Origin of the sequence: Agromyces sp. NPDC058064, from assembly GCF_042885275.1 — a bacterium.
Taxonomy (GTDB): domain Bacteria; phylum Actinomycetota; class Actinomycetes; order Actinomycetales; family Microbacteriaceae; genus Agromyces.
Window position 1 is genome coordinate 505,434 of the sequence record NZ_JBHVSE010000002.1, and the last position, 25,918, is coordinate 531,351.

29 protein-coding genes and 1 pseudogene are annotated in these 25,918 nt (G+C 73.1%); 20 read left to right on the forward strand and 10 right to left on the reverse strand.

The features are described 5' to 3' along the window. Nucleotides 1-600 (forward strand): annotated as a pseudogene (locus tag ACFVSL_RS08180) (carboxypeptidase regulatory-like domain-containing protein); the annotation flags it as partial. A 48-nt stretch (nucleotides 601-648) separates the two neighbouring features. Here the strand turns inward: ACFVSL_RS08180 and ACFVSL_RS08185 are convergent. Next, nucleotides 649-1,077, reverse strand: coding sequence for a DUF1761 domain-containing protein (locus ACFVSL_RS08185; RefSeq protein ID WP_386940052.1), 429 nt, complete (start codon nucleotides 1,075-1,077; stop codon nucleotides 649-651). A 109-nt stretch (nucleotides 1,078-1,186) separates the two neighbouring features. Between ACFVSL_RS08185 and ACFVSL_RS08190 the strand changes: the two genes are divergently transcribed. From ACFVSL_RS08190 to ACFVSL_RS08200, 3 genes are all read left to right on the forward strand, one after another. Then, nucleotides 1,187-2,116, forward strand: coding sequence for a DnaJ domain-containing protein (locus tag ACFVSL_RS08190; RefSeq protein ID WP_386940054.1), 930 nt, complete (start codon nucleotides 1,187-1,189; stop codon nucleotides 2,114-2,116). A gap of 88 nt (nucleotides 2,117-2,204) precedes the next feature. Next, complete coding sequence (locus ACFVSL_RS08195) at nucleotides 2,205-3,503, forward strand: M18 family aminopeptidase (protein WP_386940056.1); 1,299 nt, start codon at nucleotides 2,205-2,207, stop codon at nucleotides 3,501-3,503. 124 nt (nucleotides 3,504-3,627) lie between these two features. Beyond that, a complete protein-coding gene (locus ACFVSL_RS08200) occupies nucleotides 3,628-4,140 on the forward strand; it encodes a rhodanese-like domain-containing protein (protein ID WP_386940058.1) in 513 nt (170 codons plus the stop codon). Between the two features lie 60 nt (nucleotides 4,141-4,200). On the opposite strand, the gene ACFVSL_RS08205 is transcribed toward ACFVSL_RS08200, so the two are convergent. From ACFVSL_RS08205 to ACFVSL_RS08215, 3 genes are all read right to left on the reverse strand, one after another. Continuing rightward, on the reverse strand, nucleotides 4,201-5,091 hold the full coding sequence (locus ACFVSL_RS08205; protein ID WP_386940059.1) for a sulfurtransferase: 891 nt from the start codon (nucleotides 5,089-5,091) through the stop codon (nucleotides 4,201-4,203). Between the two features lie 119 nt (nucleotides 5,092-5,210). Continuing rightward, complete coding sequence (locus tag ACFVSL_RS08210; protein ID WP_386940060.1) at nucleotides 5,211-5,408, reverse strand: hypothetical protein; 198 nt, start codon at nucleotides 5,406-5,408, stop codon at nucleotides 5,211-5,213. A gap of 63 nt (nucleotides 5,409-5,471) precedes the next feature. Then, complete coding sequence (locus ACFVSL_RS08215) at nucleotides 5,472-6,866, reverse strand: L-serine ammonia-lyase (protein WP_386940062.1); 1,395 nt, start codon at nucleotides 6,864-6,866, stop codon at nucleotides 5,472-5,474. Nucleotides 6,867-7,001: 135 nt separating this feature from the next. Here ACFVSL_RS08215 and ACFVSL_RS08220 point away from each other — a divergent pair, with 135 nt between their 5' ends. Next, nucleotides 7,002-8,048 carry a GNAT family N-acetyltransferase gene (locus ACFVSL_RS08220; RefSeq protein WP_386940064.1) on the forward strand — a complete coding sequence of 349 codons (1,047 nt, stop codon included), beginning with the start codon at nucleotides 7,002-7,004 and terminating at the stop codon, nucleotides 8,046-8,048. 7 nt (nucleotides 8,049-8,055) lie between these two features. Here the strand turns inward: ACFVSL_RS08220 and ACFVSL_RS08225 are convergent, their stop codons facing one another. The 3 genes from ACFVSL_RS08225 to ACFVSL_RS08235 all read right to left on the reverse strand — a co-directional run bounded on the left by ACFVSL_RS08225 (nucleotide 8,056) and on the right by ACFVSL_RS08235 (nucleotide 10,512). Next, nucleotides 8,056-8,487, reverse strand: coding sequence for a GNAT family N-acetyltransferase (locus tag ACFVSL_RS08225; protein WP_386940065.1), 432 nt, complete (start codon nucleotides 8,485-8,487; stop codon nucleotides 8,056-8,058). 124 nt (nucleotides 8,488-8,611) lie between these two features. Then, entirely contained in the window at nucleotides 8,612-9,220 is a 609-nt protein-coding gene (locus tag ACFVSL_RS08230) for a CoA-binding protein (RefSeq protein WP_386940067.1), read from the reverse strand. After that, nucleotides 9,217-10,512, reverse strand: coding sequence for an O-acetylhomoserine aminocarboxypropyltransferase/cysteine synthase family protein (locus tag ACFVSL_RS08235; protein WP_386940069.1), 1,296 nt, complete (start codon nucleotides 10,510-10,512; stop codon nucleotides 9,217-9,219). The genes ACFVSL_RS08230 and ACFVSL_RS08235 overlap by 4 nt, the downstream gene beginning before the upstream one ends. 139 nt (nucleotides 10,513-10,651) lie before the next feature. On the opposite strand from ACFVSL_RS08235, the gene pnuC reads away from it, so the two are divergent. From pnuC to ACFVSL_RS08270, 7 genes are all read left to right on the forward strand, one after another. Further along, nucleotides 10,652-11,266, forward strand: a complete 615-nt coding sequence (pnuC, locus tag ACFVSL_RS08240) for a nicotinamide riboside transporter PnuC (protein ID WP_386940071.1) — start codon at nucleotides 10,652-10,654, stop codon at nucleotides 11,264-11,266. Continuing rightward, nucleotides 11,259-12,392 (forward strand): AAA family ATPase, encoded by a 1,134-nt coding sequence (locus ACFVSL_RS08245; protein ID WP_386940073.1) that lies wholly within the window; start codon nucleotides 11,259-11,261, stop codon nucleotides 12,390-12,392. The genes pnuC and ACFVSL_RS08245 overlap by 8 nt, the downstream gene beginning before the upstream one ends. Continuing rightward, entirely contained in the window at nucleotides 12,389-12,685 is a 297-nt protein-coding gene (locus ACFVSL_RS08250) for an antibiotic biosynthesis monooxygenase family protein (RefSeq protein ID WP_386940075.1), read from the forward strand. Before ACFVSL_RS08245 ends, ACFVSL_RS08250 begins: the two co-directional genes overlap by 4 nt. Nucleotides 12,686-12,786: 101 nt before the next feature. Further along, complete coding sequence (locus ACFVSL_RS08255; protein WP_386940076.1) at nucleotides 12,787-13,116, forward strand: DMT family transporter; 330 nt, start codon at nucleotides 12,787-12,789, stop codon at nucleotides 13,114-13,116. A gap of 91 nt (nucleotides 13,117-13,207) precedes the next feature. Further along, a complete protein-coding gene (locus tag ACFVSL_RS08260) occupies nucleotides 13,208-13,639 on the forward strand; it encodes a hypothetical protein (RefSeq protein WP_386940078.1) in 432 nt (143 codons plus the stop codon). Beyond that, complete coding sequence (locus ACFVSL_RS08265) at nucleotides 13,633-13,860, forward strand: helix-turn-helix transcriptional regulator (RefSeq protein ID WP_386940080.1); 228 nt, start codon at nucleotides 13,633-13,635, stop codon at nucleotides 13,858-13,860. The genes ACFVSL_RS08260 and ACFVSL_RS08265 overlap by 7 nt, the downstream gene beginning before the upstream one ends. Further along, nucleotides 13,857-14,843, forward strand: coding sequence for an NAD(P)-dependent alcohol dehydrogenase (locus ACFVSL_RS08270; protein WP_386940081.1), 987 nt, complete (start codon nucleotides 13,857-13,859; stop codon nucleotides 14,841-14,843). Before ACFVSL_RS08265 ends, ACFVSL_RS08270 begins: the two co-directional genes overlap by 4 nt. Nucleotides 14,844-14,894: 51 nt before the next feature. On the opposite strand, the gene ACFVSL_RS08275 is transcribed toward ACFVSL_RS08270, so the two are convergent. Together ACFVSL_RS08275 and ACFVSL_RS08280 are read right to left on the reverse strand one after the other, a co-directional pair. Next, entirely contained in the window at nucleotides 14,895-15,272 is a 378-nt protein-coding gene (locus ACFVSL_RS08275) for a hypothetical protein (protein ID WP_386940082.1), read from the reverse strand. Between the two features lie 3 nt (nucleotides 15,273-15,275). Continuing rightward, complete coding sequence (locus ACFVSL_RS08280) at nucleotides 15,276-16,286, reverse strand: NAD(P)-dependent alcohol dehydrogenase (RefSeq protein WP_386940084.1); 1,011 nt, start codon at nucleotides 16,284-16,286, stop codon at nucleotides 15,276-15,278. Between the two features lie 90 nt (nucleotides 16,287-16,376). Between ACFVSL_RS08280 and ACFVSL_RS08285 the strand changes: the two genes are divergently transcribed. Next, nucleotides 16,377-17,042, forward strand: coding sequence for a TetR/AcrR family transcriptional regulator (locus ACFVSL_RS08285; RefSeq protein ID WP_386940086.1), 666 nt, complete (start codon nucleotides 16,377-16,379; stop codon nucleotides 17,040-17,042). 16 nt (nucleotides 17,043-17,058) lie between these two features. Here the strand turns inward: ACFVSL_RS08285 and ACFVSL_RS08290 are convergent, their stop codons facing one another. Next, nucleotides 17,059-18,624 (reverse strand): dolichyl-phosphate-mannose--protein mannosyltransferase, encoded by a 1,566-nt coding sequence (locus ACFVSL_RS08290; protein WP_386940088.1) that lies wholly within the window; start codon nucleotides 18,622-18,624, stop codon nucleotides 17,059-17,061. A gap of 29 nt (nucleotides 18,625-18,653) precedes the next feature. Between ACFVSL_RS08290 and rsmI the strand changes: the two genes are divergently transcribed. From rsmI to ACFVSL_RS08325, 7 genes are all read left to right on the forward strand, one after another. Beyond that, nucleotides 18,654-19,484 carry a 16S rRNA (cytidine(1402)-2'-O)-methyltransferase gene (rsmI, locus tag ACFVSL_RS08295; protein WP_386940090.1) on the forward strand — a complete coding sequence of 277 codons (831 nt, stop codon included), beginning with the start codon at nucleotides 18,654-18,656 and terminating at the stop codon, nucleotides 19,482-19,484. 123 nt (nucleotides 19,485-19,607) lie between these two features. Continuing rightward, complete coding sequence (locus tag ACFVSL_RS08300; RefSeq protein ID WP_386940091.1) at nucleotides 19,608-20,744, forward strand: NADP-dependent oxidoreductase; 1,137 nt, start codon at nucleotides 19,608-19,610, stop codon at nucleotides 20,742-20,744. 96 nt (nucleotides 20,745-20,840) lie between these two features. Next, entirely contained in the window at nucleotides 20,841-22,400 is a 1,560-nt protein-coding gene (metG, locus tag ACFVSL_RS08305; RefSeq protein WP_386940093.1) for a methionine--tRNA ligase, read from the forward strand. A 3-nt stretch (nucleotides 22,401-22,403) separates the two neighbouring features. Further along, a complete protein-coding gene (locus ACFVSL_RS08310) occupies nucleotides 22,404-23,315 on the forward strand; it encodes a TatD family hydrolase (protein WP_386940094.1) in 912 nt (303 codons plus the stop codon). Next, nucleotides 23,312-24,196 (forward strand): 16S rRNA (adenine(1518)-N(6)/adenine(1519)-N(6))-dimethyltransferase RsmA, encoded by an 885-nt coding sequence (gene rsmA, locus ACFVSL_RS08315; protein ID WP_386940096.1) that lies wholly within the window; start codon nucleotides 23,312-23,314, stop codon nucleotides 24,194-24,196. The genes ACFVSL_RS08310 and rsmA overlap by 4 nt, the downstream gene beginning before the upstream one ends. A 193-nt stretch (nucleotides 24,197-24,389) precedes the next feature. Then, nucleotides 24,390-24,938, forward strand: coding sequence for a hypothetical protein (locus tag ACFVSL_RS08320; RefSeq protein ID WP_386940098.1), 549 nt, complete (start codon nucleotides 24,390-24,392; stop codon nucleotides 24,936-24,938). 38 nt (nucleotides 24,939-24,976) lie between these two features. Further along, nucleotides 24,977-25,909, forward strand: coding sequence for a 4-(cytidine 5'-diphospho)-2-C-methyl-D-erythritol kinase (locus tag ACFVSL_RS08325; protein WP_386940100.1), 933 nt, complete (start codon nucleotides 24,977-24,979; stop codon nucleotides 25,907-25,909). The last annotated feature ends 9 nt before the right edge of the window (nucleotides 25,910-25,918 follow it).

Here is a 25,918-nt window from a genome sequence, read left to right on the forward strand (position 1 = left end):
GGCAAGGCGATCACCGTCGCGGTGAAGGGCACGCTGTCGGGCTACGCCACCGTGTCGAAGACCTCGGCGGCGACGGCGAAGGTCGCGACGACCGCGACGCCGACGATCTCGGGCACGGCGGCGGTCGGGTCGACCCTGACGGCGAAGACCGGCACGTGGACGACGGGCACCGCGTTCACCTACCAGTGGTACGCGTCGGGCACTGCGATCACGGGTGCGACGGCGTCGACCTTCACGCTCACGAGCGCGCAGGCCGGCAAGGCGATCACCGTCGCGGTGAAGGGCACGCTGTCGGGCTACGCCACCGTGTCGAAGACCTCGGCGGCGACGGCGAAGGTCGCGACGACCGCAACGCCGACGATCTCGGGCACCGTCAAGGTCGGCTCGATGCTCACGGCGAAGCCCGGCACGTGGACGACCGGAACGACGTTCACCTACCAGTGGTACGCCTCGGGCACCGCGATCACCGGGGCGACGGCGTCGACCTTCACCCCGACGACGACGCAGAAGGGCAAGACGCTCACCGTGAAGGTGACCGGCGCGCTGAGCGGGTACCCCACCATCGCCAGGACGTCGGCCGCGACGGTGCCGGTCGCCTGACCCCGCACGAGGGCCGCCGCTCGCGCGTCGGCCCTCGTCGGTACCCGGCTAGACGGTTCCGGCCGGCGGCCAGACGCCGATGATGAGCGCCATCACGATGACGGTCACGAGCTCGTGCGCGATGTTGAGGATGGTGAGGCCCGCGGGGCGGCCCTCGAAGGCGTCGTGCGTGATGAAGCGGGCGGCCGTGAACCCGGCCCAGAGCATCAGCCCCGTCATCATCGTGACGCCGAGGTAGCTGCCGCCGAGCGTCGTCCAGGCGATCTGCGCGGCGATCGCGAGCACCCAGGCCGAGATGAAGCTCACGATGAGCGTGGTGAGGATCGGGCCGACGGCTCCGCGGTCGCCCGAGTCGTCGACCTTGGCGACCCGCATCCAATAGTTGCCGAAGACCTTCGGGGTGTACCAGATCGATCCGACGAGCATCGTCGAGAGCGTCGCGACGACCACCGCCCAGTAGTTGACCTCCACGAGCATCGCGGCCTCCCGGCGCTTGTGCGGCCCGGCGGGCCGGAATGCTCCGCAGTCTAGACCCGGGGCGCAGCGCGCCGGGGTATTGTCGTGGTCGCAGATCGAAAGCGAGCCCATGCCCGACTCCCCGCTCTCCGACTCACCGTACGAGGTGCTCGGCGTCGCAGCCGACGCGGATGCCACGGAGCTCCGCGCGGCCTACCGGCGCGCGCTGCGCGTGGCCCACCCCGACACCGGCGGCGACCCGGCCCGCTTCCACGCGGTGCAGCGCGCATGGGCGCTCGTCGGGACGCCCTCGGCGCGGGCGGCGTTCGACCGCGGCTCGGGCGGCGTCGCCGCACCGACGCGGGCGACGTGGGCACCCGCGGCGCCCCGGCCGCGGCGGGACTCGCGGCCGCTCGCCCGATCGCACGGCCACCCCGGCGGCCTCTCCCGCGAGCGGTACCTCGGGCTCATCCGCGAGTGGGTCGGGCGCGGCGTGCCGCTGGCCGATCCGTACGACCCGGCACTCGTCCGCAGCGCGCCCCGGGACATCCGGCACGTGCTCGCCGATGCGCTCGCCGAGGAGTCGACCGCGCGTTCGCTGTCGACGCTCGGCATCGCGTACACGATCTGGCACGACCTCGCGACCGACGCCGCTGGGCACGGCCTCCCGCCGAAGCTCGACCACCTCGTGCTCGGCCCGACGGGCCTCTTCGCGATCCAGTCGGAGGACTGGGGCGGGCCCGTCGCGCTGAAGCGCGGCGAGCTCGTCGGCGAGGCGCTCGCCGGCGAACGGCCGATCCGGGCGCTCGCGGCGCGCGCGAAGGCCATCGGCAAGGCCGCCAAGGTCAGGCCGACGGCGCTCGTCGTCGTCGTGCCCGACCAGTACGCCGCCGAGCCGATCGAGTTCGGCGGCACGAACCGCGGGGCGATCGTCGCGCTCGTGCGCAGTTCGCGTCTCGCGAGCGCCGTGCGCGAGGGGCTGCCGGGCTCGGCGCACCTCGGCGGCACCGAGGTGATGGAGGTCCGCTCGAGGCTGCAGGCGGTCGTGCGCTTCGCGTGAGCCCGACGGGCCAGGACCCGAGTCGTGCGCCGGTGGTCCCGCGGCCCCGGGTTCGTCGTCGCGGGGGTCGGCGGTGTTGGATGGAGGCATGCCTGACGCCACTCCCGTGATCACGACCGACGCCTACATCGAGGACTTCGCCGCATTCGTGCAGGCCTCGCCCTCGTCGTACCACGCGGCCGCCGAGGTCGCGCGGCGGCTCGAGGCCGCCGGCTTCGACCGCCTCGACGAGACCGCGGCCTGGCCCGCGACGCCCGGGCGTCGGGTGGTCGTGCGCGACGGTGCGGTGATCGCGTGGGTGCAGCCCGAGGGGGCCGGCCCGGTCACGCCGTTCCGCATCCTCGGCGCGCACACCGACTCGCCGTCGTTCAAGCTCAAGCCGAACCCGTCCACCGGCGGCGACGGCGTGCTGCAGGCGGGCGTCGAGGTCTACGGCGGGCCGCTCCTCAACTCGTGGCTCGACCGCGAGCTCGAGCTCGCCGGCCGCATCGCGACCGACGACGGCGAGCTGCACCTCGTGCGCACCGGGCCGATGCTGCGCATCCCGCAGCTCGCGATCCACCTCGACCGCGAGGTCAACAAGGGACTCACCCTCGACAAGCAGCGCCACACCCAACCGGTCTGGGGCGTGGTCGGCGACGACGAGGCCGACCTCGTCGCCGAGCTGGCCCGGTTCGCCGGTGTCCCCGGCGCGACGATCGTCGGGCACGACGTGCTCGTCGCCGACACGCAGGCGCCCGCGCGGTTCGGCCGCTCGGGCGAGCTGTTCGCCTCCGGCCGCATGGACAACCTGAGCTCGGTCTTCGCCGGGCTCGTGGCGCTCCTCGCCGCTCCCGCCGACGCCGCGCACGTCAGCGTGCTCGCCGCGTTCGACCACGAGGAGCTGGGCTCGGAGTCGCGCTCGGGGGCGAGCGGCCCCATGCTCGAGGACGTGCTGGTGCGGATCGCCGCGGGCCTCGGCGCCGGCGACGACGAGCGTCGTCGTGCGTTCGCCGCGTCCTGGATCCTCTCCTCCGACGCCGGCCATGCCGTGCACCCCAACTACCCCGAGCGGCACGACCCCGCCAACCGCCCGGTCCTCGGCGGCGGCCCCCTGCTGAAGCTCAACGCGAACCAGCGCTACGCGAGCGACGCCGTCGGCTCGGCGCTGTGGTCGGGCGTCTGCCGACAGGCCGGCGTGCGAACCCAGCCCTTCGTGTCGAACAACGCGATCCCGTGCGGTTCCACGATCGGTCCGCTCGCCGCGACCCGGCTCGGCATCCGCACGGTCGACGTCGGGGTGCCCCTGCTCTCGATGCACTCGGCCCGCGAGCTCGCCCACGTCGACGACCTCGCCGCGCTCGGCGCCGCCGTGACCGCGTTCTTCGCGCCCGTCGCGTCCGCCTGATCGGTCGATCCGAGCGGGCCCGACCGAGTGCCCGTCCGACCCGCTCGGATCACTGGCCGGATCTCGCGGCGGAATGGCGCGATTTTCCTGCGCTCGGCGTCGGTCCGGCTGGCAGTCTGGGCGCATGACCGAACTCACCGCCTCCGTCACCAGCCTCTTCGACACGGTCGCCTCGCCCGAGGCGGCGATCGCGCACTTCGCCGGTCGTCTCGCGGTCGAGGCGGACGTCTCCGACGTCGCCGCCGCGCTCGACGAGGGCGGCTCCGGGTTCGTGCTCATCGACACGCGCAGCGACGAGGCGTGGGCCCAGGGCCATGTGCCCGGGGCCGTGCACCTGCCGCGACGCCGGATCGCGGAGGAGGGCACCGCACTCGTCGGACCGGGCACCGCGGTGGTCGTCTACTGCTGGGGGCCCGGATGCAACGGGGCCACGCGCGCGGCGCTCGAGTTCGCCCGGCTCGGCCACCCCGTGAAGGAGATGATCGGCGGCTTCGAGTACTGGGTGCGCGAGGGCTTCGCGTACGAGACGGCAGGGGGGTTCGAGCAGCGCGCAGCCGACCCGCTCACGAACCTCGGCGGCGCCGGACTCGGCGGAGCACCCGTCGCCGGAGCCGGGGGCATCAGCTGCGCCTGCTGAACGCCCCGGCACCGACCGGAGCACTCGGCGCCCTCGCCCGTCGCGACCGGGACTTCGCGCTCAGGCGAGGGTGACGAGCGGCGCCTCGGGGTCGGCGAGCCACTCCTCGAGCGAACCGTCGTAGACCGCGGCCGGGTGACCCGCGCGCCGCAGCGCGAACGCCGTGCCCGCGGCCGCGATGCCGGCGCCGCAGTAGACGATGATCGGGGCCGCACCCGCGCCGGTCGCCGGGGCCAGGCGCGCGGCGAGCTCGTCGCCGGTGAGCGACCTCCGGGTCTCGGGTGCCAGGACGGAGCCCACCGGGACGTTCACGCTCCCGGGGATGTGGCCGGCACGGGCGCGACGCCCGGACTCGCCGCGGAAGTCGGCGGGCGGCAGGGCGCAGACGAGCACGCCATTCGCCTCGCCGGCGACGATCCGACGCACCTCGTCGCCGTCGGCCCAGTAGCCGGCGCGCGTGACGAGGGTCGGCTCATCCGCCCTCCGCGGGGCGCGGAACCCGGTCTCGAGCTCCCGGCCCTCGGCACGCCAGGCGGCGAGGCCGCCGTCGAGCACGGCGACGTTCGCGAAGCCGGCCGAGCGCAGCAACCACCAGAACCGCGCCGCCCAGTGCCCGATCGAGGTGTCGTAGACGACGACCGCGGTGCGGTCGTCGATGCCGAGCGACCGCAGCGCTCGGGCGAGCCGCTCGGGGCTCGGGCGGGTGAAGGTGCGCGGGCCCGGCTCGGAGAACTCGTCGATGAGGTCGGCGAAGACCGCCCCCGGCACGTGGCCCTCGATGAGGTGGTCGTCGAGCCCGCTCACCCAGCGGAACCCGGCGGGCGTCTCGACCCCGAGCACGGTCGCGTCGACCACGACGAGTCGCTCGTCGTGCAGGTGTTCGGCGAGCCACTCGGGCGAGACGAGGTCGTCGGGCGGTTCGAGGGGGTTGCGGGGTACGGGCGTCGTCATGCCGTCACGGTAGCCGCGGGGTGCGACGGCGTCGACGGGCGGCGACACGAGCCGTCACGGGGCGCCGCGCCACGTCACGCCGACGGCGGCGCGGGGTGCGGTCGGGGCGGTGGGAGGGGTCAGCGCAGGGGGCCCCTGCGACTCTCCAGCCACATCGTGTGCTCGCGCAGGCCGTTGCGCACGGCGGCCTTGATGATCACGTACCCGATCCACAGCATGAGTGCGAGGACGGCGAGGTAGATCACGAGGCCGATGACGAGGCCGAGGAGGCCGGCGCCGTAGAAGAAGGACGGGTCGAGCGTCGGGTCGCTTTCCATGGGAGAACTTTGACAGAAGCGCCGCGTCGCCGGGAGAGTCCCCGTCTGGGGGACACGGGCCCGTCAGCACTCGATGACGTTGACCGCGAGACCGCCCTCGCTCGTCTCCTTGTACTTCGTCATCATGTCGATGCCCGTCTGGCGCATCGTCTCGATCACCGTGTCGAGCGAGACGAGGTGCGTGCCGTCGCCGTGCAGCGCGAGGCGCGCGGCAGAGACCGCCGTCGACGCGGCGATCGCGTTGCGCTCGATGCACGGCACCTGCACGAGGCCGGCGACCGGGTCGCAGGTGAGCCCCAGGTGGTGCTCCATCGCGATCTCGGCGGCGTTCTCGATCTGCCCCGGGGTGCCGCCGAGCACCGCGCACAGCGCGCCCGCGGCCATCGCGCACGCGGAGCCGACCTCGGCCTGGCACCCGCCCTCGGCGCCCGAGATCGAGGCGTTCTTCTTCACGAGGCTCGCGATGGCCGAGGCCGTGAGCAGGAAGCGGCGGATGCCCGCGGCATCCGCACCGGGGACGAAGCGCAGGTAGTAGTGGCCGACCGCCGGGATGATGCCGGCCGCGCCGTTCGTGGGCGCGGTGACGACGCGACCGCCCGAGGCGTTCTCCTCGTTCACGGCGAGGGCGAAGGCGTGCAGCCACTCCGTGGAGGTGTCGCGGTGGTGCAGGGCCTCGATCTCGTCGCGGTCGTAGGCCTCGAGCCGGCGACGCACCTCGGGGGCGCGGCGCTTGACCTTGAGCCCGCCGGGCAGGGTGCCCTCGGTGCCCATGCCGTGCGCGACGCACTCGGCCATCGCCGCCCAGATCGCGTCGAGGCCCTCGTCGATGCCGGCCTCGCCGTGCACCGCGACCTCGTTGTGGCGCGCGATGTCGCAGAACGAGACGCCGTGCTCCTCGCAGAGGGCGAGGAGCTCGGCCGCGGTCGAGTAGGGGAGCGGGTGGCGCAGCGCCTCGGCCTCGCTCGGGGCGTCGCCCTCGCGGCGGATGAAGCCGCCGCCCACCGAGTAGTAGGTCTCCTCGGCGATCGGGAGCGGCCCGTCGCCGAAGGCCTGCAGCGTCATCGCGTTCGGGTGGCCGGGCAGGCGCGTGCGGGGCTCGAGCGAGATGTCGCTCTGCCGCAGCCTGATCGGGTGACGGCCGAAGAGCAGCACCTCGGCGCCGTCGGGGCCCGACTCGTCGAGCCGCGCCCAGGCGCCGCGCACGTCGTCGGGGTCGCAGTCGTGGGGTTCGAGGCCGGCGAGCCCCGCGACGACCGCGTCGGGGGTGCCGTGGCCGAGCCCGGTCGCGCCGAGCGAGCCGTAGAGCGAGCATGAGACGCGGGTCACCGCACCGAGGGCGCCCTGTTCGTCGAGCGCCTCGACGAACATTCGAGCCGCCCGCATAGGGCCGACGGTGTGCGAACTCGAGGGGCCGATCCCGATCGAGAACAGATCGAGGGCAGAGACGAACGCTGTCACCCCTCAAGGCTACGCCGCTTCGCGCGCACGGATGCCTCGGCGGATCGCAGATTCGTGCGTCGCGGGCCGTTTCCGCGCACGTCGTCGGCAGCATCCGCGGCATCGGCGCCTCGCGCGCGAATAAGCTGGCTGACGATGACGAACGACTCCGCACGCCCCTCGCTCGACGGCATCACGATCCGACCGATTCGCGCAGGCGAGTCCGAGTCCGAGGCGGCCCTCATCGTCCGCTCGTTCGCTGCGGGCCCGTACGGCCACCTGCCGAAGGGCGCAGCGCGGGCCGCCTTCGAGGCCGACACCGCCGGGCGCGCCGCCGACGGGGCCGTGCTCGTGGCCGTCGACGCCGAGGGCGAGGTCGTCGGCACGGCGAGCGTGCTGCGCGCGGGCAGCCGCTATTCGAGGGTCGCACGGCCCGGCGAGGCCGAGGTCCGACTCATCTCGGTCGACCCCGGCGCGCAGGGTTCGGGTCTCGGTGCCGCACTCACGAGGGCGAGCCTGGAGGAGGCGCTCGGCTGGGGCGCGGCGGCGCTCGTGCTCGACACGGGCACCCGCAACCTCCGTGCCCAGGCGCTGTACGAACGGCTCGGCTTCGTGCGCGACGGCGAACGCGATGCCGCCGTCGGCGCCGACGTCGACTCGCTCGCCTACCGCTACCCGCTGCAGCAACGGGAGGACGTCGTCGTCCGGCTGATGCGCGCCGACGAGGCCGATGCGGTGGCCGCGCTCGTCGAGTCCGCCTACGCGGCGGACTTCGACCTCAACCCCCGCTACCGGGCCGACATCGTCGCGGTCGCCGAGCGGGCTCGCGCGCACTGGGTGTGGGTCGCCGCCGACGCCGCGACGGGGGAGCTGCTCGGGACCGCGACGACGCCGCGCTCCGGCGCCACGATGTCGCCGGTCGCGCAGGAGGGCGAGCTCGACTTCCGCTTCCTCGGCGTCGCACCGGCCGCCCGGCGCCGCGGCGTCGGCGAGACGCTCGTGCGCCACGTGCTGACGCTCGCCCGGCTCCGGGGGATCGACCGGGTGGTCCTCAACACCGGCCCCGACATGCTCGGCGCGCAGCGGCTCTACGACCGCCTCGGCTTCACCCGCCTCCACGAGCGCGAGTACCGATTCGTGCGGCCCGACGGCTCGGGGTTCCAGATGCTCGCCTACGGTCGCGACGCCCGGCTCGTCGCCTGACGGGCGCTCAGACGTTCGGGTCCGGTCCGACCCGCGCCAGCCAGTCGTCGGTGCGCTCGAGCGCGGCGAAGTCGAACTTCTCGTAGAGCCCGTGCGCATCGCCCGTGATGAGCACCACGCGCTTGAGGTGGAGCGCGTCGAGCTCGCCGAGCACGTACTCGACGAGCGAGACACCGAGCCGTTCGCCGCGGGCGGCCGGGTCGACGATCACGTCGCAGAGCCAGCCGAAGGTCACCCGGTCGGTCACGACGCGCGCGTAGGCGAGCTGCGCGCCCGTCACGCGGTCGTACACCCCGAAGTTCATCGACCCGTCGATCGCCGCGTCCTGCGTCGCACGCGAGCGCCCGAGCGCCCAGTACGCGTGCTCCGAGAGCCAGCGATGCACGACTTCGCGGTCGAGGCGTTCGGGGTCGGTCGAGAAGTCGAGCTCGCGGGCCATCGGCCCAGCGTAGCTGTGCCCGGCACCGCCGTGCTCCGGCGCGATGAGGGTGCGCCCACCGGCCGGGGCGCCGCCCCGCACCTCGTGCGGACGACGGCGGGACGGCGCGCGACCCGTGCCGAGCTCAGCGCAGGGTCTTGCGCGCCGTGATCTGCCCGGTGTCGAAGCCGAGCAGGTGAAGGCCGCCGTGGAAGCGCGCGTGCTCGACCTTGATGCAACGGTCCATGACGACGGTGAGCCCCTGCTCCTCGCCGGAGTACGCGGCCTCCTGGTTCCAGATGCCGAGCTGCACCCAGATCGTCTTCGCGCCGACGGCGACGACGTCGTCGATGACGCTCGGGATGTCGCTGCCGCGGCGGAAGACCACGACGATGTCGGGCACCTCGGGCAGGTCCTTCAGGCTCGCGTACGCGGGCTGCCCGAGGATCTCGGTCTCCATGGGGTTCACGAAGTACAGGCGGTAGTCGCTCGACTGCTGGAGGTAGGTGCCGACGAAGTAGCTCGAGCGCTGCGGCTTCGGCGAGGCGCCCACGATCGCGACCGACTTCGCCGCGTTCAGGATGCGCAGGCGGGCCTTCGCATCGGGGCCGACCCACGTGCGCTGCGAGTGCAGCAGCTTCGCGAGGGGCGAGGAGGCCGGGAGCTCGCAGGAGAGGCCGTTCGCGAAGCGGACCGTCTCGAGGGAGTCGCCAGCGGGCACCGCGGGGGCATCCGTCGTCTGCGTGTCGGTCATCGCGTGCCTCCGGTCGCGGCGGTGAGCGCCTGGTCGAGATCGTAGATGATGTCGTCGGCGTCCTCGATGCCGACCGAGAGCCGCACCACGCCGGGCGCGACGCCCGCGTCGACGAGCTGCTGCTCGGTGAGCTGCGCGTGCGTCGTCGAGGCGGGATGGATGATGAGGGTCTTCGCGTCGCCGATGTTCGCGAGGTGCGAGGCGAGGTTCACGTTCTCGATGAGGGCCTGGCCGACGGCGCGGCCGCCCTTCACCTCGAAGCTGAAGACCGAGCCCGGTCCCTTCGGCAGGTACTTCCGCGCCCGCTCGTGGTGCGGGTGGTCGGGAAGGCCCGCCCACAGCACGCGCTCGATGCGCGGGTCCTCGGCGAGCCAGGTCGCCACCGTGCGGGCGTTGTCGACGTGCGCCTGGATGCGGTACGGCAGGGTCTCGACGCCCTGGGCGAGCAGGAACGCCGAGTGCGGCGCGAGCGTCGGGCCGATGTCGCGCAGCTGCTCGGCGCGCAGCCGCGTGAGGAACGCGTACTCGCCGAAGTTGCCCGACCACTCGAGCCCGCCGTAGCTCGGCACCGGCTGCCCGAAGAGGGGGAACTTCTCGGAGTGCCAGTGGAACCGGCCCGACTCGACGACGAGTCCGCCGAGGGTCGTGCCGTGGCCGCCGAGGAACTTCGTCGCCGAGTGCGTGACGAGGTCGGCGCCCCACTCGATCGGGCGGTTGAGGTAGGGGGTCGCGAGCGTCGAGTCGACGATGAAGGGGATGCCGTGCGCGTGGGCGACGTCGGCGAGCGCCTCGAGGTCGGCGATCTCGCCCGACGGGTTCGCGATGGTCTCGACGAAGAGGGCCTTCGTGTTCTCCTGGATGGCGGCCGCGTAGTCGGCCGCGTCGGAGCTCGCCACGAAGGTCGTCTCGACGCCGAAGCGGCGGAGCGTGACATCCAGCTGGGTGATCGAACCGCCGTAGAGGTTCGCGGAGGCGACGATGTGGTCGCCGGCGCCCGCGAGCGAGGCGAAGGTGATGTACTGCGCCGAGAGGCCGGACGCGGTCGCGACTGCGCCGAGGCCGCCCTCGAGGCTCGCGACGCGCTCCTCGAAGCTCGCGACCGTCGGGTTCGCGAGGCGCGAGTAGATGTTGCCGTACTTCTGCAGCGCGAAGCGGGCGGCCGCGTCGGCGGTGTCGTCGAAGACGAACGCGCTCGTCTGGTAGATCGGCAGCGCGCGGGCGCCCGTCACCTGGTCGGGGATGTTGCCCGCGTGGATGGCGCGGGTCTTGAAGCCGTATTCGCGGTCTGCCATGCGGGCAACGGTACGCGTGCGGCGGGCCCGGATCGGTGAGGCCCGTAACGCAGGGCAACGCACGCACGCGGGCGCACGCATCGCGGATGCTTCGCCGACGGGGTGCGCGCGCCGTCCACGCGTTCTCTAGGCTCTTCTGGTGATCGAATGGCTCTCCGCCCACTGGACCGAGGTGCTCGGGTTCGCGACGGGTGCGCTCTGCGTCGTGCTCGCAGGGCTCCGCAACGTCTGGTCGTACCCGATCGGCATCGCGAACAACCTCGTGTTCATCGGGCTCTTCGCGTCGACGGGCCTCTACGCCGCCGCCGCGCTGCAGCTCGTGTTCCTCGCCTTCGGCGTCCACGGCTGGGTGCACTGGGTGCGCGGCGTCGAACGCGACCACGGCTACATCTCGCGCACGCCCGCCCGGCAATGGCCGTGGCTCGCCGCGGCGGCCGTCGCCGGCACCGCTGCGATCTGGTGGGTGCTCTCCACGTTCACCGATTCGCAGTTCGCGCTCGCCGACGCCGCGACGACGTCGGCGAGCCTCGTCGCGCAGTACCTGCTGAATCGCAAGCGCATCGAGAACTGGTTCGTGTGGATCGCGGTCGACGTCGCCTTCGCGGCACTCGCCGTCGCCGCGGGGCTCTGGATCACCGCCGTCCTCTACCTCCTCTTCATCGGCATCTGCGCGGCGAGCTGGCGTGCATGGCGCCGCGTCGAGCGGGAGGCCGGGGCCGCGGCGCCAGCGCAGCCGGAGCCCGCGCATGTCTGAGCGCGAGGTCCGCTTCGCGCACGGCCTCGTGATCGGCAAGTTCTATCCGCTGCACGCGGGGCACTCGAACCTCATCACGAGCGCGCTGCGAGCCTGCGACCGCGTCACCGTGGAGGTGCTGGGGTCGAGCGTCGAGACGATCCCGCTCGCCGCGCGTGCCGCATGGGTGCGCGAGGAGCACCCGACGGCGAGGGTGGTGTCCGCCGTCGACGACACCCCGGTCGACTTCGAGTCGGATGCCTCGTGGGAGGCGCACACGGCGCTCATCGCCTCGCTCGCGGCCGGCCCCGTCGACGCCGTCTTCACGAGCGACCCGTACGGTGCGGAGCTCGCCGGCCGCCTCGGCGCCGAGTGGGTGCAGGTCGACCCCGGCCGGGTGCTGAACCCCGTGTCGGGAACGGCGGTGCGCGCCGACCCGTGGGGCCACTGGCACGAGTTGGCTCCGGCCGCCCGCGCGCACCTCGCCGCCCGCGTCGTCGTCGTCGGAGCCGAGTCGACGGGCACGACGACGCTCGCGGCGGCGCTCGCCGAGGCGCTCGGCACCGACTGGGTGCCCGAGTACGGGCGCGAGTACTCCGAGACGCGCGAGGGCGGGCTCGCCGCCCCGTGGCGCAGCGACGAGTTCGACCTCGTCGTCGATCGCCAGCTCGCCCTCGAGCAGACGGCGCTGCGGCGCGTGCCGGTGCCGGTGCTCGTGTGCGACACGGACGTGCTCGCCACGACCGTCTGGCACGAGCGGTACGTCGGCCACGAGGCGGCGCGGCTCGTTGCCCGTGCGGCCGCGCACCGGCCTGCGCTGTACGTGCTGACGGGCGACGAGATCCCGTTCGTGCAGGACGGGATGCGCGACGGCGAGCACCTGCGGCACGACATGCACGGTCGGTTCCGCGAGGTGCTCGCCGCGACCGGGGTGCCGTGGATCGAGGTGCACGGCGAGGTCGAGGATCGCGTGGCCCGGGCGCTGCCCGCGATCCAGTCGGCGCTGCGCGACCATCTCGCGTTCGCGGCGCCGCTCGAGGGCCGCCCCGCGGCCGAGCAGCAGGCACGGGTCGCGGCGGCCCGAGCCGCCGTGGAGGCCGTGCCGGCCGGCGAGTCCCGGCCGTCGCCCGCTACGGTGGCCCGATGATCCTCGAACATGCGCTCCTGCCCGTCGTCCCCGGCCGCGAGGCCGAGTTCGAGTCGGTGTTCGCGGAGGCGAAGCAGATCATCTCCTCGATGCCGGGCTTCATCGACCTGACGCTCTCGCGCTCGATCGAGACGCCGAACGAGTACCTGCTGCTCGTGCACTGGGAGAGCGTCGAGGCGCACGAGCACGGGTTCCGCGGCTCGCCCGAGTACGAGCGGTGGCGGGCGCTGCTGCACGGCTTCTACGAGCCGTTCCCGGTCGTCGAGCACTTCGCGCTCGTGCACAGGGCTTGATCAGCCCCGCTTGCTAGCCTGTTCGCAGGTCGCGAGATGCGGCCACCGGACGAGGGCACCCAGTACCCGGACATGACGACTGGCTCAAGGAGTGAACAGTCATGGCGTGGGTCATCCTCATCGCGTCCGGTGTGCTCGAGGCCGTCTGGGCCACCGCGCTCGGCAAGTCCGAGGGCTTCACGAAGCTCTGGCCGTCGGTGATCTTCGGCGTCGCGATCGTGCTCTCGATGGGCGGGCTCGCCTGGGCGATGCGCGACATCTCGATCGGCACCGCGTACGCGGTCTGGGTCGGCATCGGCGCGGCGCTCACGGTCATCTGGTCGATGATCACGGGCGACTCGGATGTCTCGTGGGTGAAGATCGCCCTGCTCATGGGCCTCGTCGGCTGCGTCGTCGGCCTGAAGTTCGTCGACGGCGGTGCCGGCCACTAGGCGCCCATCGTGTAAAGAATGCTTGACATCATGTCTGCTGTGATTGACACTGGATGTCAAGCATTCTTGACATCGAGCGAAGGGGTCCGGCATGTCGTACGAGGAGAAGGGCACCTGGCAGTACCTGGTGATCGCCGTCGTCGGCTACGCCGTGTACCTGTCCCTGGTCGTGCCGCAGTTCGCCGGCGGTGCGACCGTCGGCGAGGTCGACTACGTGCCGGCCATGCTCTGGACGATCGGCGGGGCGATCGTCGTCGCGATCGTGCTGCGCATCGTCGTCGAGATCTTCGTACCGAGCGACAGCACCAGGGGCGACGTGCGCGACCGCGACATCGACCGGCTCGGCGACCGGGTGGGCAACTGGTTCGTGGTCGCCGGTGCGCTCGGCGCCCTCGTGCTCGCCATGCTCGAGGTCGACTGGTTCTGGATCGCGAACGTCGTCTACCTGTGCTTCGTGCTGTCGGCGATCGTGTCGAGCGTCACCAGGCTCGTCGCGTACCGGCGGGGGGTGCCCGCGTGGTGAAGCCGACGCGGGTCACGAACGAGGTGCGTGCGCTCCGATTCCGGCAGGGCGAGATGACCCAGGCCGAGCTCGCGCGCCGGCTCGGCGTGACCCGGCAGACGGTCATCGCCATCGAGCAGGGCCGCTACTCGCCCTCGCTCGAGATGGCCTTCCAGATCGCCCGGGTCTTCGGCGTGCCCCTCGACGAGGTGTTCGGCTACCCCGAGGAGGCGGAGCGATGAGGGCGGCGGTCGTCGAGCGGTACGGCGGGCCCGAGGTCGTGGCCCTCCGCGAGGTGCGCGACCCCGAGATCCGCGACGACGAGCTGCTCGTGCGGGTCGAGGCGACGACGATCGGGCCGACCGACGCGGCGGCGCGCAGCGGCCGCCCGGCCTTTGCGCGGCTCTACTTCGGGCTGATGCGCCCGCGCCACGCGGTCCTCGGCTTCGAGTTCGCGGGCGTGGTCGAGCGCGTCGGGTCCTCCGTCCGGCGGTTCGCGCCGGGCGACCGCGTGCACGGCGCCCTCGCGCCCGAGCCCGGAGCGCATGCCGAGTTCGTGCGCATCGCCGAGGGCGGGCTCGTCGCGCACGTTCCGGCCGGGTGGGATCCGGTCGATGCCGTCGCGATCGTCGACGGCTTCCTGACGGCGATCCCGTTCCTGCGCGACGGCGGCCGCGTGCGTCAGGGCGACCGCGTGCTCGTGAACGGGGCCTCGGGCGCCGTCGGCTCCGCGGCGGTGCAGTTCGCGAAGCACCTCGGTGCCGAGGTCGTCGGCGTCTGCGGGCCGGCGCACCTCGACCTCGTGCGCTCGCTCGGGGCCGACCGGGTCGTCGACTACACGCGCGAGGACGTCGCGACGACGGGGGAGCGCTACGACGTGGTGTTCGACGCCGTCGGCACGCGCTCGTTCCGCGAATGCCGCCCCGTGCTCACCGCCGACGGCATCTACCTCTCGACGGTCCCGTCGCTGCCGGTGCTCCTGCGCACCCGACGGGCGAGGTCGACCGACTCGGGGCAGCGGGCGGCGAACCTGTTCACCGGGCTCCACCCGCTCGCCGAGAAGGCGGCCGACCTCGCGCTCGTCGGCGAGCTGGCTGCCGCGGGTGCGATCAGGCCGGTCATCGACCGGGTGCTCGCGCTCGACGACGTCGTCGAGGCGCATCGCATCGTCGACGGCGGCCACAAGGGCGGCAACCTCGTCATGGCGATCTCGGCCGCGGCGTGAACCCGAGACGATCCGGTGGCCCTGCGCCCGCGGCGTCGCGCGCCCGCCGGATCACTGCTCCGCTTCGGGGTGCCAGGCGAGCGCCTGCCAGATCACGAGCACGTTGAAGCCGAACCCGAGGACGATGAGCACGTTGTCGTAGAGCCCCTTGTAGGGCAGGCCCGAGAGGTTGAAGACGACGAGCGCGGCCGACACGATCACGGTGATCCACTTGAGCGGCGTCGCGGGCACCATGAGCGAGACCGTGATCATCACGATCGGCACGAGCATGACGAGGGCGGCGACGAGCCACATCCAGCTCGAGGCCGCCTTGTCGCCGATCCTGCCGATGACGGCGTCCCCTGAGAACAGGCGCAGCACGTCGCCGAGCAGGTAGACGAGCATGAGCGACACCCAGCCGCCGGCGAGGATGATCCGGGTCGGGTCCACGCCTCAGGCTCCCGTCGTGCCGCGCTGAGGGTGGAGCACGAGGTTGCCGACCTTGCGACCGGTGTCGACCCGGGCGTGCGCCTCGGCGATCCCGTCGAGCGGCAGCGTGTCGTCGACCACGACCCTGAGGGTGCCGTCGGCGACGAGGTCGAGCAGGGTCGCGAAGTCCTCGGGGCGCTCGGGGGAGGTGCCCGTCTTCACCGGGCCCCTGGCGGTGATCATCTGGCCGAGCGTGGCGACGGCGAGCAGCAGCCGGCCGCCGTCGGCGAGCAGCGGGCGCCCGGTCGCCGGGCTCAGGGCGCCGACCGTGTCGAACACGACCTCGAAGCGCTCGTCGAGCGCGTCGAGCGGGGTCGCCGCGTAGTCGACGACGTGCTCGGCACCGAGCGCCGTGACGAGCTCGGCGTTGCGCGCACTCGTCATCGCCGTGACGCGTGCGCCGAAGTGCTTCGCGAGCTGCACCGCGTTCGTGCCGACCGCGCCCGAGGCGCCGACGACGAGCACGTGCTCGCCCGGCTGCACCGCCGCCTTGTCGCGCAGGTAGTGCAGCGCCGTCGCGCCGCCGAAGAGCACCGCCGCGGCGTCGTCGAACGACACCCCGTCGGGGATCCGGGCGAGCCGCGTCGTCGGCACCGCGACGAGCTCGGCATGGGCGCCCATCCGCGCGCCGGTCATGCCGCAGACGCGGTCGCCGACGGCGAACCCGGATGCCCCGTCGCGGGAGTCGCTCCCCGGGCCGGAGCTGCGCGAGGCATCCGGGCCGATCGCCTCGACGACGCCGGCGAACACCACCCCGAGCACGCGGGCCCGCGGCCCGCGCACGCCGAGGGCGAGCCGGCCGGGGAAGCCGAAGCCGCGGGGGAAGCGGGCGCCCCGGATGCGCGCGTCGCCCGAGTTGACGGTCGAGGCCATCACTCGGACGAGTGCCTCGCCGCGACCTGCGACCGGGTCGGGCGTCTCCTCGACGCGGGCCACCTCAGGGGGGCCGTACCGATCGACGACTGCTGCGCGCATCATGCTCCCTTACACCTGTAAGTTCCGTTGTCGCCCACGATAGCCTTACAGTCGTAAGGACGCAAGGATCGCATCGAGGACGGAGGCGGAATGGCCAGGCGCACCCCGCTCAGCCGCGAGCGCATCATCGCCGCCGCGATGCAGGTCGCCGACGAGGGCGGGCTCGCAGCGGTCAGCATGCGCAGCGTCGGCAAGGCGCTCGGCGCCGAGGCGATGTCGCTCTACCATCACGTCGCGGGCAAGGAGGAGCTGCTCGACCTGCTCGCCGACGCGGCCTTCGAGGAGATCCCCCTGCTCGAGACCGACAGCCCGTGGCGGGCGGCGATGGTCGACCGGGCCGATGCGATGCGCGCCGTGCTGACGGCGCACCCCTGGGCGCTCGGCCTCCTCGAATCGAGGACGAACCCCGGCCAGGCCGTCATGCGCCACCACGATCGCGTCCTCGGGGTGCTGCGGAACGGCGGCTTCGACCTCGCGCTCGCCGCGCACGCCTACTCGGTGCTCGACGCCTACATCTACGGGTTCGTGCTCACCGAGCTCACCCTGCCCTTCACCCCCGACGAGGGCGCCGACGCCTTCGCCGAGGGGCTCGAACTGCCCGCCGACGAGTACCCCCACCTCGCCGAGATGCTCGAGCAGATGGTCCTCGGGCACGACTACGAGTTCGGCGACGAGTTCGGCTACGGCCTCGAGCTTGTGCTCGACCAGCTCGAGCTGAGGCTCGCCGCGCAGCGCGCCGGCGCCGAAGCGCGCTGAACCGATGCGGCCGGGTTCACCCCCAGCTCGGCAGCCAGAAGTGCAGCTGGCGCAGCGTCGGGGTCATCGGCACGCCCGTCCAGAGCGGGTAGTAGAGCGCCGAGACGAGCAGGACGACACCGAGGAACACCGCGACGACCGCGAGCCCCCGCGTGCGCTTCCAGCGCTCGTCCGCGGGCCGGCCCGCGATCATGCCGAGCACGAACACGAGGGCGAGCACGAGGTACGGCTCGAACGCGATCGAGTAGAACTGGAACACCGTGCGGCCGAGGTAGCCGAGCCACGGGAGGTAGCCGGCGGCGAGCCCCACGAGGATCAGGCCCGCCTGCCACTCGCGATACCGGGCGAGCCGGTAGACGAGATAGAGGGATGCCGCGGCGGCGGCCCACCAGATGATCGGGTTGCCCACGCCGATGATCGAGGAGACGAGCCCGTCCGAGGCGTCGTCCGAGTAGTACATGTTCGTGGGCCGGATCATGAGGAGCCACGTCAGCGGGTTCGACTGCCACGGGTGCTCGCTGTGCACGCCCACGTGGTAGTCGTACGCCGAGACGTGGTAGTGCCAGAGGCTCTGCAGCGAGCTCGGGACCCACGCGAACAGGCCGGTCGCCGCGTTGCCGGCCTCCTCGGCCCAGTGGCGGTAGTAGCCGCCGTCGGTCGTGAGCCAGCCGGTCCACGAGGCGAGGTAGACGACCGCGGCCACGGGCACCAGGAGCACGAACGTCACCGGCCCCTGCTTCAGCAGCCCGCCGGTGAGCCAGAAGGGCACCCGCGCTCGCCGTCTCGCGACGACGTCGACCACGACGAGGTAGATGCCGAACGCCGCGAGGAACCACAGCCCCGACCACTTCACGGCGGCCGCCGCGCCGAAGGCCGCGCCCGCCGCGACCACCCAGGGGCGGGCCCAGAGCGCCGGCCCGTAGTGCGGATCGCGGCCCGACGCCCAGGCCTCGGCGAGCCGGGCGTCGAGCGCGCGTTCCGCATGGGCGCGGTCGAGCAGCACGAACCAGAAGCCGAGCAGGGCGAACAGCATGACCCAGTTGTCGAGCAGCGCCACGCGCGACATCACGATCGCGTTGCCGTCGACCGCGAAGAGGAGGCCCGCGGTGACCGCGAGGGCGGTCGAGGCGAACAGCCGCCGGCCGATGAGCGTGATCAGGAACACGGCGATCGTGCCGGCGAGCGCCGTCGTCGCCCGCCACCAGAACGCGTCGCCCGCGCCGAAGGCCGCCATCCCGAGGCCGATCATCCACTTGCCGAGCGGCGGGTGCACGACGTACGAGGGGTCGTCGAGGTAGAGGTTCGTGTCGCCTGCCGCGAAGTCGGTGTCGGCGCCCTCGGGCCACCGCGACTCGTAGCCGTTGTGGAGGAGGGTCCACGCGTCCTTCACGTAGTACGTCTCGTCGAAGACGATCTGCTGCGGATGCCCGAGGTTCCAGAAGCGCAGCACGGCCGCGACGAGGGTGACGAGGATCGGGCCGCCCCAGTACCAGAGCCGGCGGCGGGCCGGCGTCGACATCTGCCGCGACCACCAGTCGTCGAGCCGGGAACCCGTGGGCTCCACCGACGCGTCGACACTCATGCGCCCAACACTAGGACAGACTTGAGGGCATGATCATCCTCGCGGCGACGCCCATCGGCAATCTCGGGGACGCCTCGACGAGACTCAGGGAGGCGCTCGAGGCCGCGACGGTGATCGCCTCGGAGGACACCCGGGTGACGCAGCGGCTCATCGCCGCGCTCGGCATCGCGAACCGCCCTCGCCTCATCGCGCTGCACGAGCACAACGAGCGGCAGAAGGCCGATGAACTCGTCGAGCTCGCTCGCGAGCACGACCTGCTCGTGCTGAGCGATGCCGGCATGCCGACGGTGTCCGACCCCGGCTTCCCCCTCGTCGCCGCCGCGGCGGCCGCGGGCGTCCTCGTCACGGTGATCCCCGGGCCCTCGGCGGTGGTCACCGCGCTCGCCGTGTCGGGCCTGCCGACCGACCGCTTCGCGTTCGAGGGGTTCCTGCCGCGCAAGGCGGGCGAGCGCTCCCGCCGGCTCACCGAGCTCGCCGGCGACCGGCGGACGCTCGTATTCTTCGAGGGCCCCTCGCGGCTCGCCTCGAGCCTCGAGGCGCTCGCCGAGGCGTTCGGCGCGGAGCGGCCGGCCGCCGTGTGCCGCGAGCTCACGAAGCTCCACGAGGAGGTGCGTCGCGGCGGCCTCGGCGAGCTCGCCGAGTGGGCCGCCGGCGGCGTGCGCGGCGAGATCGTGATCGTCGTGGGCGGTGCGGGCGAGACGTCGGTCGACCCCGAGGGCGCGCTCGAGCGCGTGCTCGGGCTCGCCGCCTCGGGAACCCGCCTGAAGGACGCGGCCGCGCTCGTCGCCGCCGAGACCGGCCTCGGCAAGCGCGACCTCTACGAGGCCGCGCTCGCGCACCGCCAGCGGCCCGTCGAGTAGCCCCGACGACCGCGCGGCCGCGGGCGGAGCATCCTGCGTCAGACGGGACGGTCGGCGCAACCCCTGTCGGTCACCCCCCGAACGGGGGAGAATGGGTGCATCGCCCGACATGGGAGGTGCGAGATGGATGCCACGCACGGAACGCACGGGGGCGGCGCGCACGCCGTCCGATTCGCCGAGTACGGCGGCCCGGAGGTGCTGCGGGTCGACGAGGTGCCGGTGCCCGAGCCCGGGCCGGGCGAGGTCCTCGTCGAGGTCTTCGCCGCCGGCCTCAACCCCGCCGACAGCGCCGCGAGGCGCGGGGAGCACCCCGATCGATGGCCCGTCGAACTGCCCGCCGGCCAGGGCAGCGACCTCGCCGGCGTCGTGATCGCGACCGGACCGGGCGTCGCCCGCTTCGCTCGCGGCGACGAGGTGATGGGGTTCGTCGCGCGCGGTGCGCAGGCGAGCCATGTGGTCGTGCCCGAGCGGCAGCTGCTGCCCAAGCCCCCCGGGCTCTCCTGGGAGGTCGCCGGCTCGCTGCACTTCGCCGGCACCACGGCGTGGAACGCGGTCGAGGGGCTCGCACTGGGGCCGAGCGACACGATCGTCGTCACGGCCGCCGCCGGCGGCGTCGGATGCCTCGCCGCCCAGTTCGCGAGGATCCGCGGCGCGACGGTCATCGGCACGACCGCCGAGGAGCGGTTCGACTTCCTGCGCCAGTTCGGCGTGATCCCGACGGCGTACGGTCCGGGCCTCGCCGAGCGCGTGACCGCGATCGTCGAGGCGACCGACCACGCGCGGCCCGTGACCGCGTTCCTCGACTTCCTGGGCGGCGAGACCGCCGCCGCGCTCGCGCTCGGCGTGCCCCGCTCGCGCATCCTCACCGTGCTCGACCAGGCGGCCGTCGAGGCCAGCGACGCCGTCGCCCTCGGGACGGGCGACGTCGTCGCGCTCGGCCGGGTGGCCGCGCTCGTCTCGGCGCGACGCGTTCGCCTGCCCATCGCCGACGTCTTCCCGCTCGGCGAGGTCGCCGAGGCGTACCGGTCGCTCGACCGGCGCGACGCCCCGGGCAAGATCGTGCTCGGCTTCCGCGTGGTCGAGTACCCGGGGCAGCGGGTGCGCGAGCCCGCGATCAAGGAGCAGGACGTGACGCTCGGCGTGCCGACCCCGCACGAGCACCTCGAGGTGTCCGAGGCCGTGCCGCCCGCGATCGGCGACGGCAGCGTGCGCCGGCGGCGCCGCGAGCGCCATGCCGAGGAGGAGGCGCAGCGCGGGTAGCGGGGAGGCGGGGCATCCCATAGGAGGGAGCGGCCTCGTGGCTGAGCCCGAAGCCTCCGCAGTAATGGTGCTCGAGACGCCCATAAGATTGAGCGCATGGCCGAAGCCTCCTCGTTCTACATCACCACGCCCATTTTCTACGTCAACGACGTGCCCCACATCGGGCACGCCTACACCGAGGTCGCCGCCGACGTGCTCGCACGCTGGCACCGGCAGGCCGGTGACGACACGTGGATGCTCACGGGCACGGACGAGCACGGCCAGAAGATCCTCCGCACCGCGACGGCGAACGGCGTCACCCCGCAGGAATGGGCCGACAAGCTCGTCGCCGACGCCTGGATCCCGCTGCTCGAGACCGTCGGCATCGCCAACGACGACTTCATCCGCACGACCGACGCGCGTCACGAGGCCAACGTGCAGAAGTTCCTGCAGAAGCTCTACGACGACGGCCACATCTACACGGGCGAGTACGAGGGCTACTACTGCGTCGGCTGCGAGGAGTACAAGCAGGAGTCCGACCTCGTGCCGGGCGCCGGCGAGTACGAGGGCCAGCTCGTCTGCGCGATCCACTCGAAGCCCGTCGAGCTGCTGCACGAGAAGAACTACTTCTTCCGCACCTCGGCGTTCGCCGAGCGCCTGCTCGCGCTCTACGAGGAGCGCCCCGACTTCGTGCAGCCCGAGTCGGCGCGCAACGAGGTGCTCGGCTGGGTGCGCTCGGGCCTCACCGACCTCTCGATCTCGCGCTCGACGTTCGACTGGGGCGTCAAGGTCCCGTGGGACGAGACCCACGTCGTCTACGTCTGGTTCGACGCGCTGCTCAACTACATCACCGCCGTCGGCTACGGCCAGGACGACGAGGAGTTCGCGCGCCGCTGGCCCGCGCAGCACATCGTCGGCAAGGACATCCTCCGCTTCCACGCCGTGATCTGGCCCGCCATGCTGATGGCGGCGGGCCTCGAGGTGCCGAAGGGCGTGTTCGGCCACGGCTGGCTGCTCGTCGGCGGCGAGAAGATGTCGAAGTCGAAGCTCACCGGCATCGCGCCCGAGCAGATCACCTCGACGTTCGGCTCCGACGCGTTCCGCTACTACTTCATGCGCGCGATCGCGTTCGGCCAGGACGGCTCGTTCTCCTGGGAGGACCTGGCGGCCCGCTACCAGGCCGAGCTCGCGAACGGCTTCGGCAACCTCGCCTCGCGCGTCATCGCGATGATCACCCGCTACTGCGACGGCGTCGTGCCGACCGCGGGCGCGCTCCAGCCCGCCGACATCGAGATCGCGTCGGTCGAGCGTCGCGCGACCGAGGCCTCGTGGCAGGCCGTCGACCGCATCGCGATCCACGAGGCGATCGCCGCCGCGTGGGAGCTGGTCGACGCGCTCAACGGCTACCTCACGGCCGAGGAGCCGTGGGCCCTCGCGAAGGACCCGGCCAACCGCGAGCGGCTCGAGACGGTGCTCGCGACCGCCTACCGCGGCCTCGGCACCCTCGCCGTGCTGCTGTCGCCCGTGACGCCCGTCGCCGCGGCGAAGCTCTGGACGGCGCTCGGCGCCCCCGGCTCCGTGCAGGACGCCCGCATCGATCGCGCGAACGAGGCCGAGCTCGGCGAGCGCGTCGCGCCGCTCGAGGCGCTCTTCCCCCGCGTCGAGGTCGCGGAGTAGCAGGTGGCGTCGTCGACGAGCACCGGGCAGGGCTACCCGGCGCTGCCCGAACCGCTGCCGATCCCGGTCTACGACAACCACACGCACCTCGAGCCCTCCGACGAGGCGCCGCCCGGGCGTCCCGACACGCTGCTCGACGTGCACGAGCACCTCGAGCGGGCGGCCGCGGTCGGCGTCGCGGGCGCCGTGCAGGTCGGCACCGACGTCGCCACCAGCCGGTGGTCGGCCGAGGTCGCCGCGCGCGAGCCGCGGCTGCTCGCGGCGGTCGCGCTGCATCCCAACGAGGCGCCCGAGCTCGAGGCATCCGGCTCGCTCGACGCGGCGATCGCCGTGATCGACGAGCTCGCCGCGCAGCCGCGGGTGCGGGCCGTCGGCGAGACGGGGCTCGACTTCTTCCGCACGGGCGACGACGGGCGGCCGGCGCAGTTCCGCGCCTTCGAGGCGCACATCGACATCGCGAAGCGGCACGGCATCGCCATGCAGATCCACGACCGCGACGCGCACGACGAGGTCGTCGCGACGCTGCGCCGGGTCGGCGCTCCCGAGCGCACCGTCTTCCACTGCTTCTCGGGCGGCGCGGAGCTCGCCCGCATCGCGGCCGACGAGGGCTGGTACTGCTCGTTCGCAGGCAACGTGACGTTCAAGAACGCCGAGAACCTGCGCGAGGCCCTGCGGGTGCTGCCGCGCGAGCGCATCCTCGTCGAGACCGACGCGCCCTACCTCACGCCGGTGCCGCTGCGCGGACGCCCGAACGCGCCGTACCTCGTGCCGCACACGGTGCGGTTCATGGCCGAGACCCTGGGGGCGCCGCTCGACGAGTTCTGCGCCGGGCTCGCGTCGAACACGCTCGCCGTGTACGGCTCGTGGGAGGATGACCCCGTGCAGGGGGCGACGACGAGGGGCGACGGGGCGTGACCGCGCACCGCCACGAGGCCGAGAGCGACGGCCCCGCCGCGCAGCCGCGGCTGCTGGGTCCCGCCGAGATCCGCGACCTCGCCGAGCTGCTCGGGGTGACCCCGACGAAGAAACTCGGCCAGAACTTCGTGCACGACGGCAATACGGTGCGGCGCATCGTGCAGACCGCGGGCGTCGAGCGCGGCGAGACCGTGCTCGAGATCGGCCCGGGGCTCGGCTCGCTGACGCTCGGCCTGCTCGAGGCCGGCGCCGACGTCATCGCCGTCGAGATCGACAAGCGGCTCGCCGCCCAGCTGCCGCACACCGCCGGCATCATGCAGCCGGGCACGTCGCTGACCGTCGTCACGGAGGACGCGATGCGGGTGACGGAGCTGCCCGGCGCGCCGGTGCGGCTCGTCGCCAACCTGCCGTACAACATCTCGGTGCCGGTGCTGCTGCACCTGCTCGAGCACTTCGACTCGCTACGGTCGGGCATCGTCATGGTGCAGGCCGAGGTCGGCTACCGCCTCGCGGCCGAGCCGGGTTCGAAGGTGTACGGCGCGCCGAGCGTGAAGGCCGCCTGGTACGGGCGCTGGCGCACGGCGGGCCAGGTGTCGCGCATGGTGTTCTGGCCGGTGCCGAACGTCGACTCGGTGCTCGTCGGCTTCGAACGGTCGGAGGCGCCCGGGTCGGAGGCCGAGCGCATCGCGACCTTCGCGCTCGTCGACGCCGCGTTCCAGCAGCGCCGCAAGATGCTGCGCCAGTCGCTCTCGGGAGTGCTCGGCGGCAGCTCGGCCTCGGCCGCGGCGGTGCTCGAGGCGGCGGGCGTCGACCCGCAGGCGCGCGGCGAGCAGCTCGTGGTCGACGACTTCCTGCGCATCGCCAGGGCCGCGCAGGCGTAGCCCGCACCCGTATCCCGCACCCGGCACCCCGCCCCCCGCACCCCGCCCCCGGACCCCGAACCCCGCGCGGGGTGGCGAGTCGCAGGACGATCCGGCGCGGATGCGGCGATCCGCCGGCGTGCCGGGGGAATCCTCCTTCGACCCGCCGCGCGCACCCGGGATGCGTTCGCCCCCGCGCCGGTAGCGTGGCCCCATGGCGAGTGAGACCGTGGGATCGAACGCCGACGGGGTAGGCGACGACGCCGTCGCGGCGGCGACGGGGCAACCGCGCGAGGCGTGGTTCGCCCGCCTCGACGAGGCCGGGGCGGCGGCCGGCGGCTGGACGCACAAGGCGGTCGCGACGTGGCTCGTCGCCGAGCACGGCGTCGACCCCTGGTGGGCGCAGAACGTGACCGTCGCGTACGAGCAGGCGCGGGGCATCCGCCGGCCGGGGCAGCGGCAGGACGGCAGCTTCGAGGCGAGCGTGACCCGATCCGTCGACCTCGAGAAGACGGCGGCGCTGCGCTCGCTCGCCGCGGTCGTCGAGGCGGCGCTCGGCACGGCGCCCCTCGCGCTCAACCTCACCGCGAAGCATCCGACCGCCAGGTTCCCGCTCGACGGCGGCGAGTTCGTGCTCGCCTCCTCGAGCGACCGGCCCGGCGGGCGCGCGTCGGTCGGGCTGACCTGGGGGCGCATGCCCGACGGCGAACGCCTCGCCGAGGTGAAGGCACGCATGCGCGAGTGGCTCGCCGAGCTCGGGTGAATCGCAGGGGCGACCGAGGCGTCGGGTAGCGTGGTGGCATGACGATCGCCTGGGCCGACGAGGCAGTGCACGTTCGGGCGCCCGGCAAGATCAACCTCTTCATGCGCGTCGGCGCGGTGCAGCCCGACGGCTACCACGACGTCGCGACCGCATACCAGGCCGTGTCGCTCTACGAAGACGTGCGCGCCTGGCCCGACGACGAGTTCAGCGTGGCGTTCGGCGGCAGCGTCGACGTGTCGGGCCTGCCGACCGACGGCTCGAACCTCGCCATCAAGGCGGCGAAGCTGCTGGCGCGCACCGCCGGGGTCCCGGGCGGCGTGCGCCTCGAGATCGAGAAGCACGTGCCCATCGCGGGCGGCATGGGCGGCGGCTCGGCGGATGCCGCGGCGACCCTCGTGGCGTGCGACACGCTCTGGGGCACGGGCCTCTCGAAGGAGGAGCTGCACGCGCTCGCCGCGAAGCTCGGCGCCGACGTGCCGTTCGCGCTGAGCGGCGGCACCGCGATCGGCACCGGCCGGGGCGATCGGCTGAGCCCCGCGCTCGCGACCGGGTCGTTCCACTGGGTGCTGGCGGTGGCCGAGTTCGGGCTGTCGACGCCCGGGGTGTACCGCGAGCTCGACCGTCGCCGTGAGGAGCACCCCGAGGTCGATCCGGGCACCGACGCGCCCGTGGTCGACGCCGAGGTGCTGCAGGCGCTGCGGGCGGGCGACGCGCGGATGCTCGCCGGCGCGCTGCACAACGACCTCCAGGCGGCGGCGCTCGGGCTCGCGCCCGGCCTCGGCGGCATCCTCGAGCTCGGTGAGGCGAACGGGGCGCTCGCGGGTCTCGTCTCCGGCTCGGGCCCGACGGTCGCGTTCCTCGTCGACGACGCCGACTCGGCGATCGAGCTGCAGGTGGCGTTGTCGGCGGCCCGCCTCAACGCCCTGCACGTGCACGGCGCGGTGCACGGCGCGCGCGTGCTGCGCGGCTGAGCCTCAGCG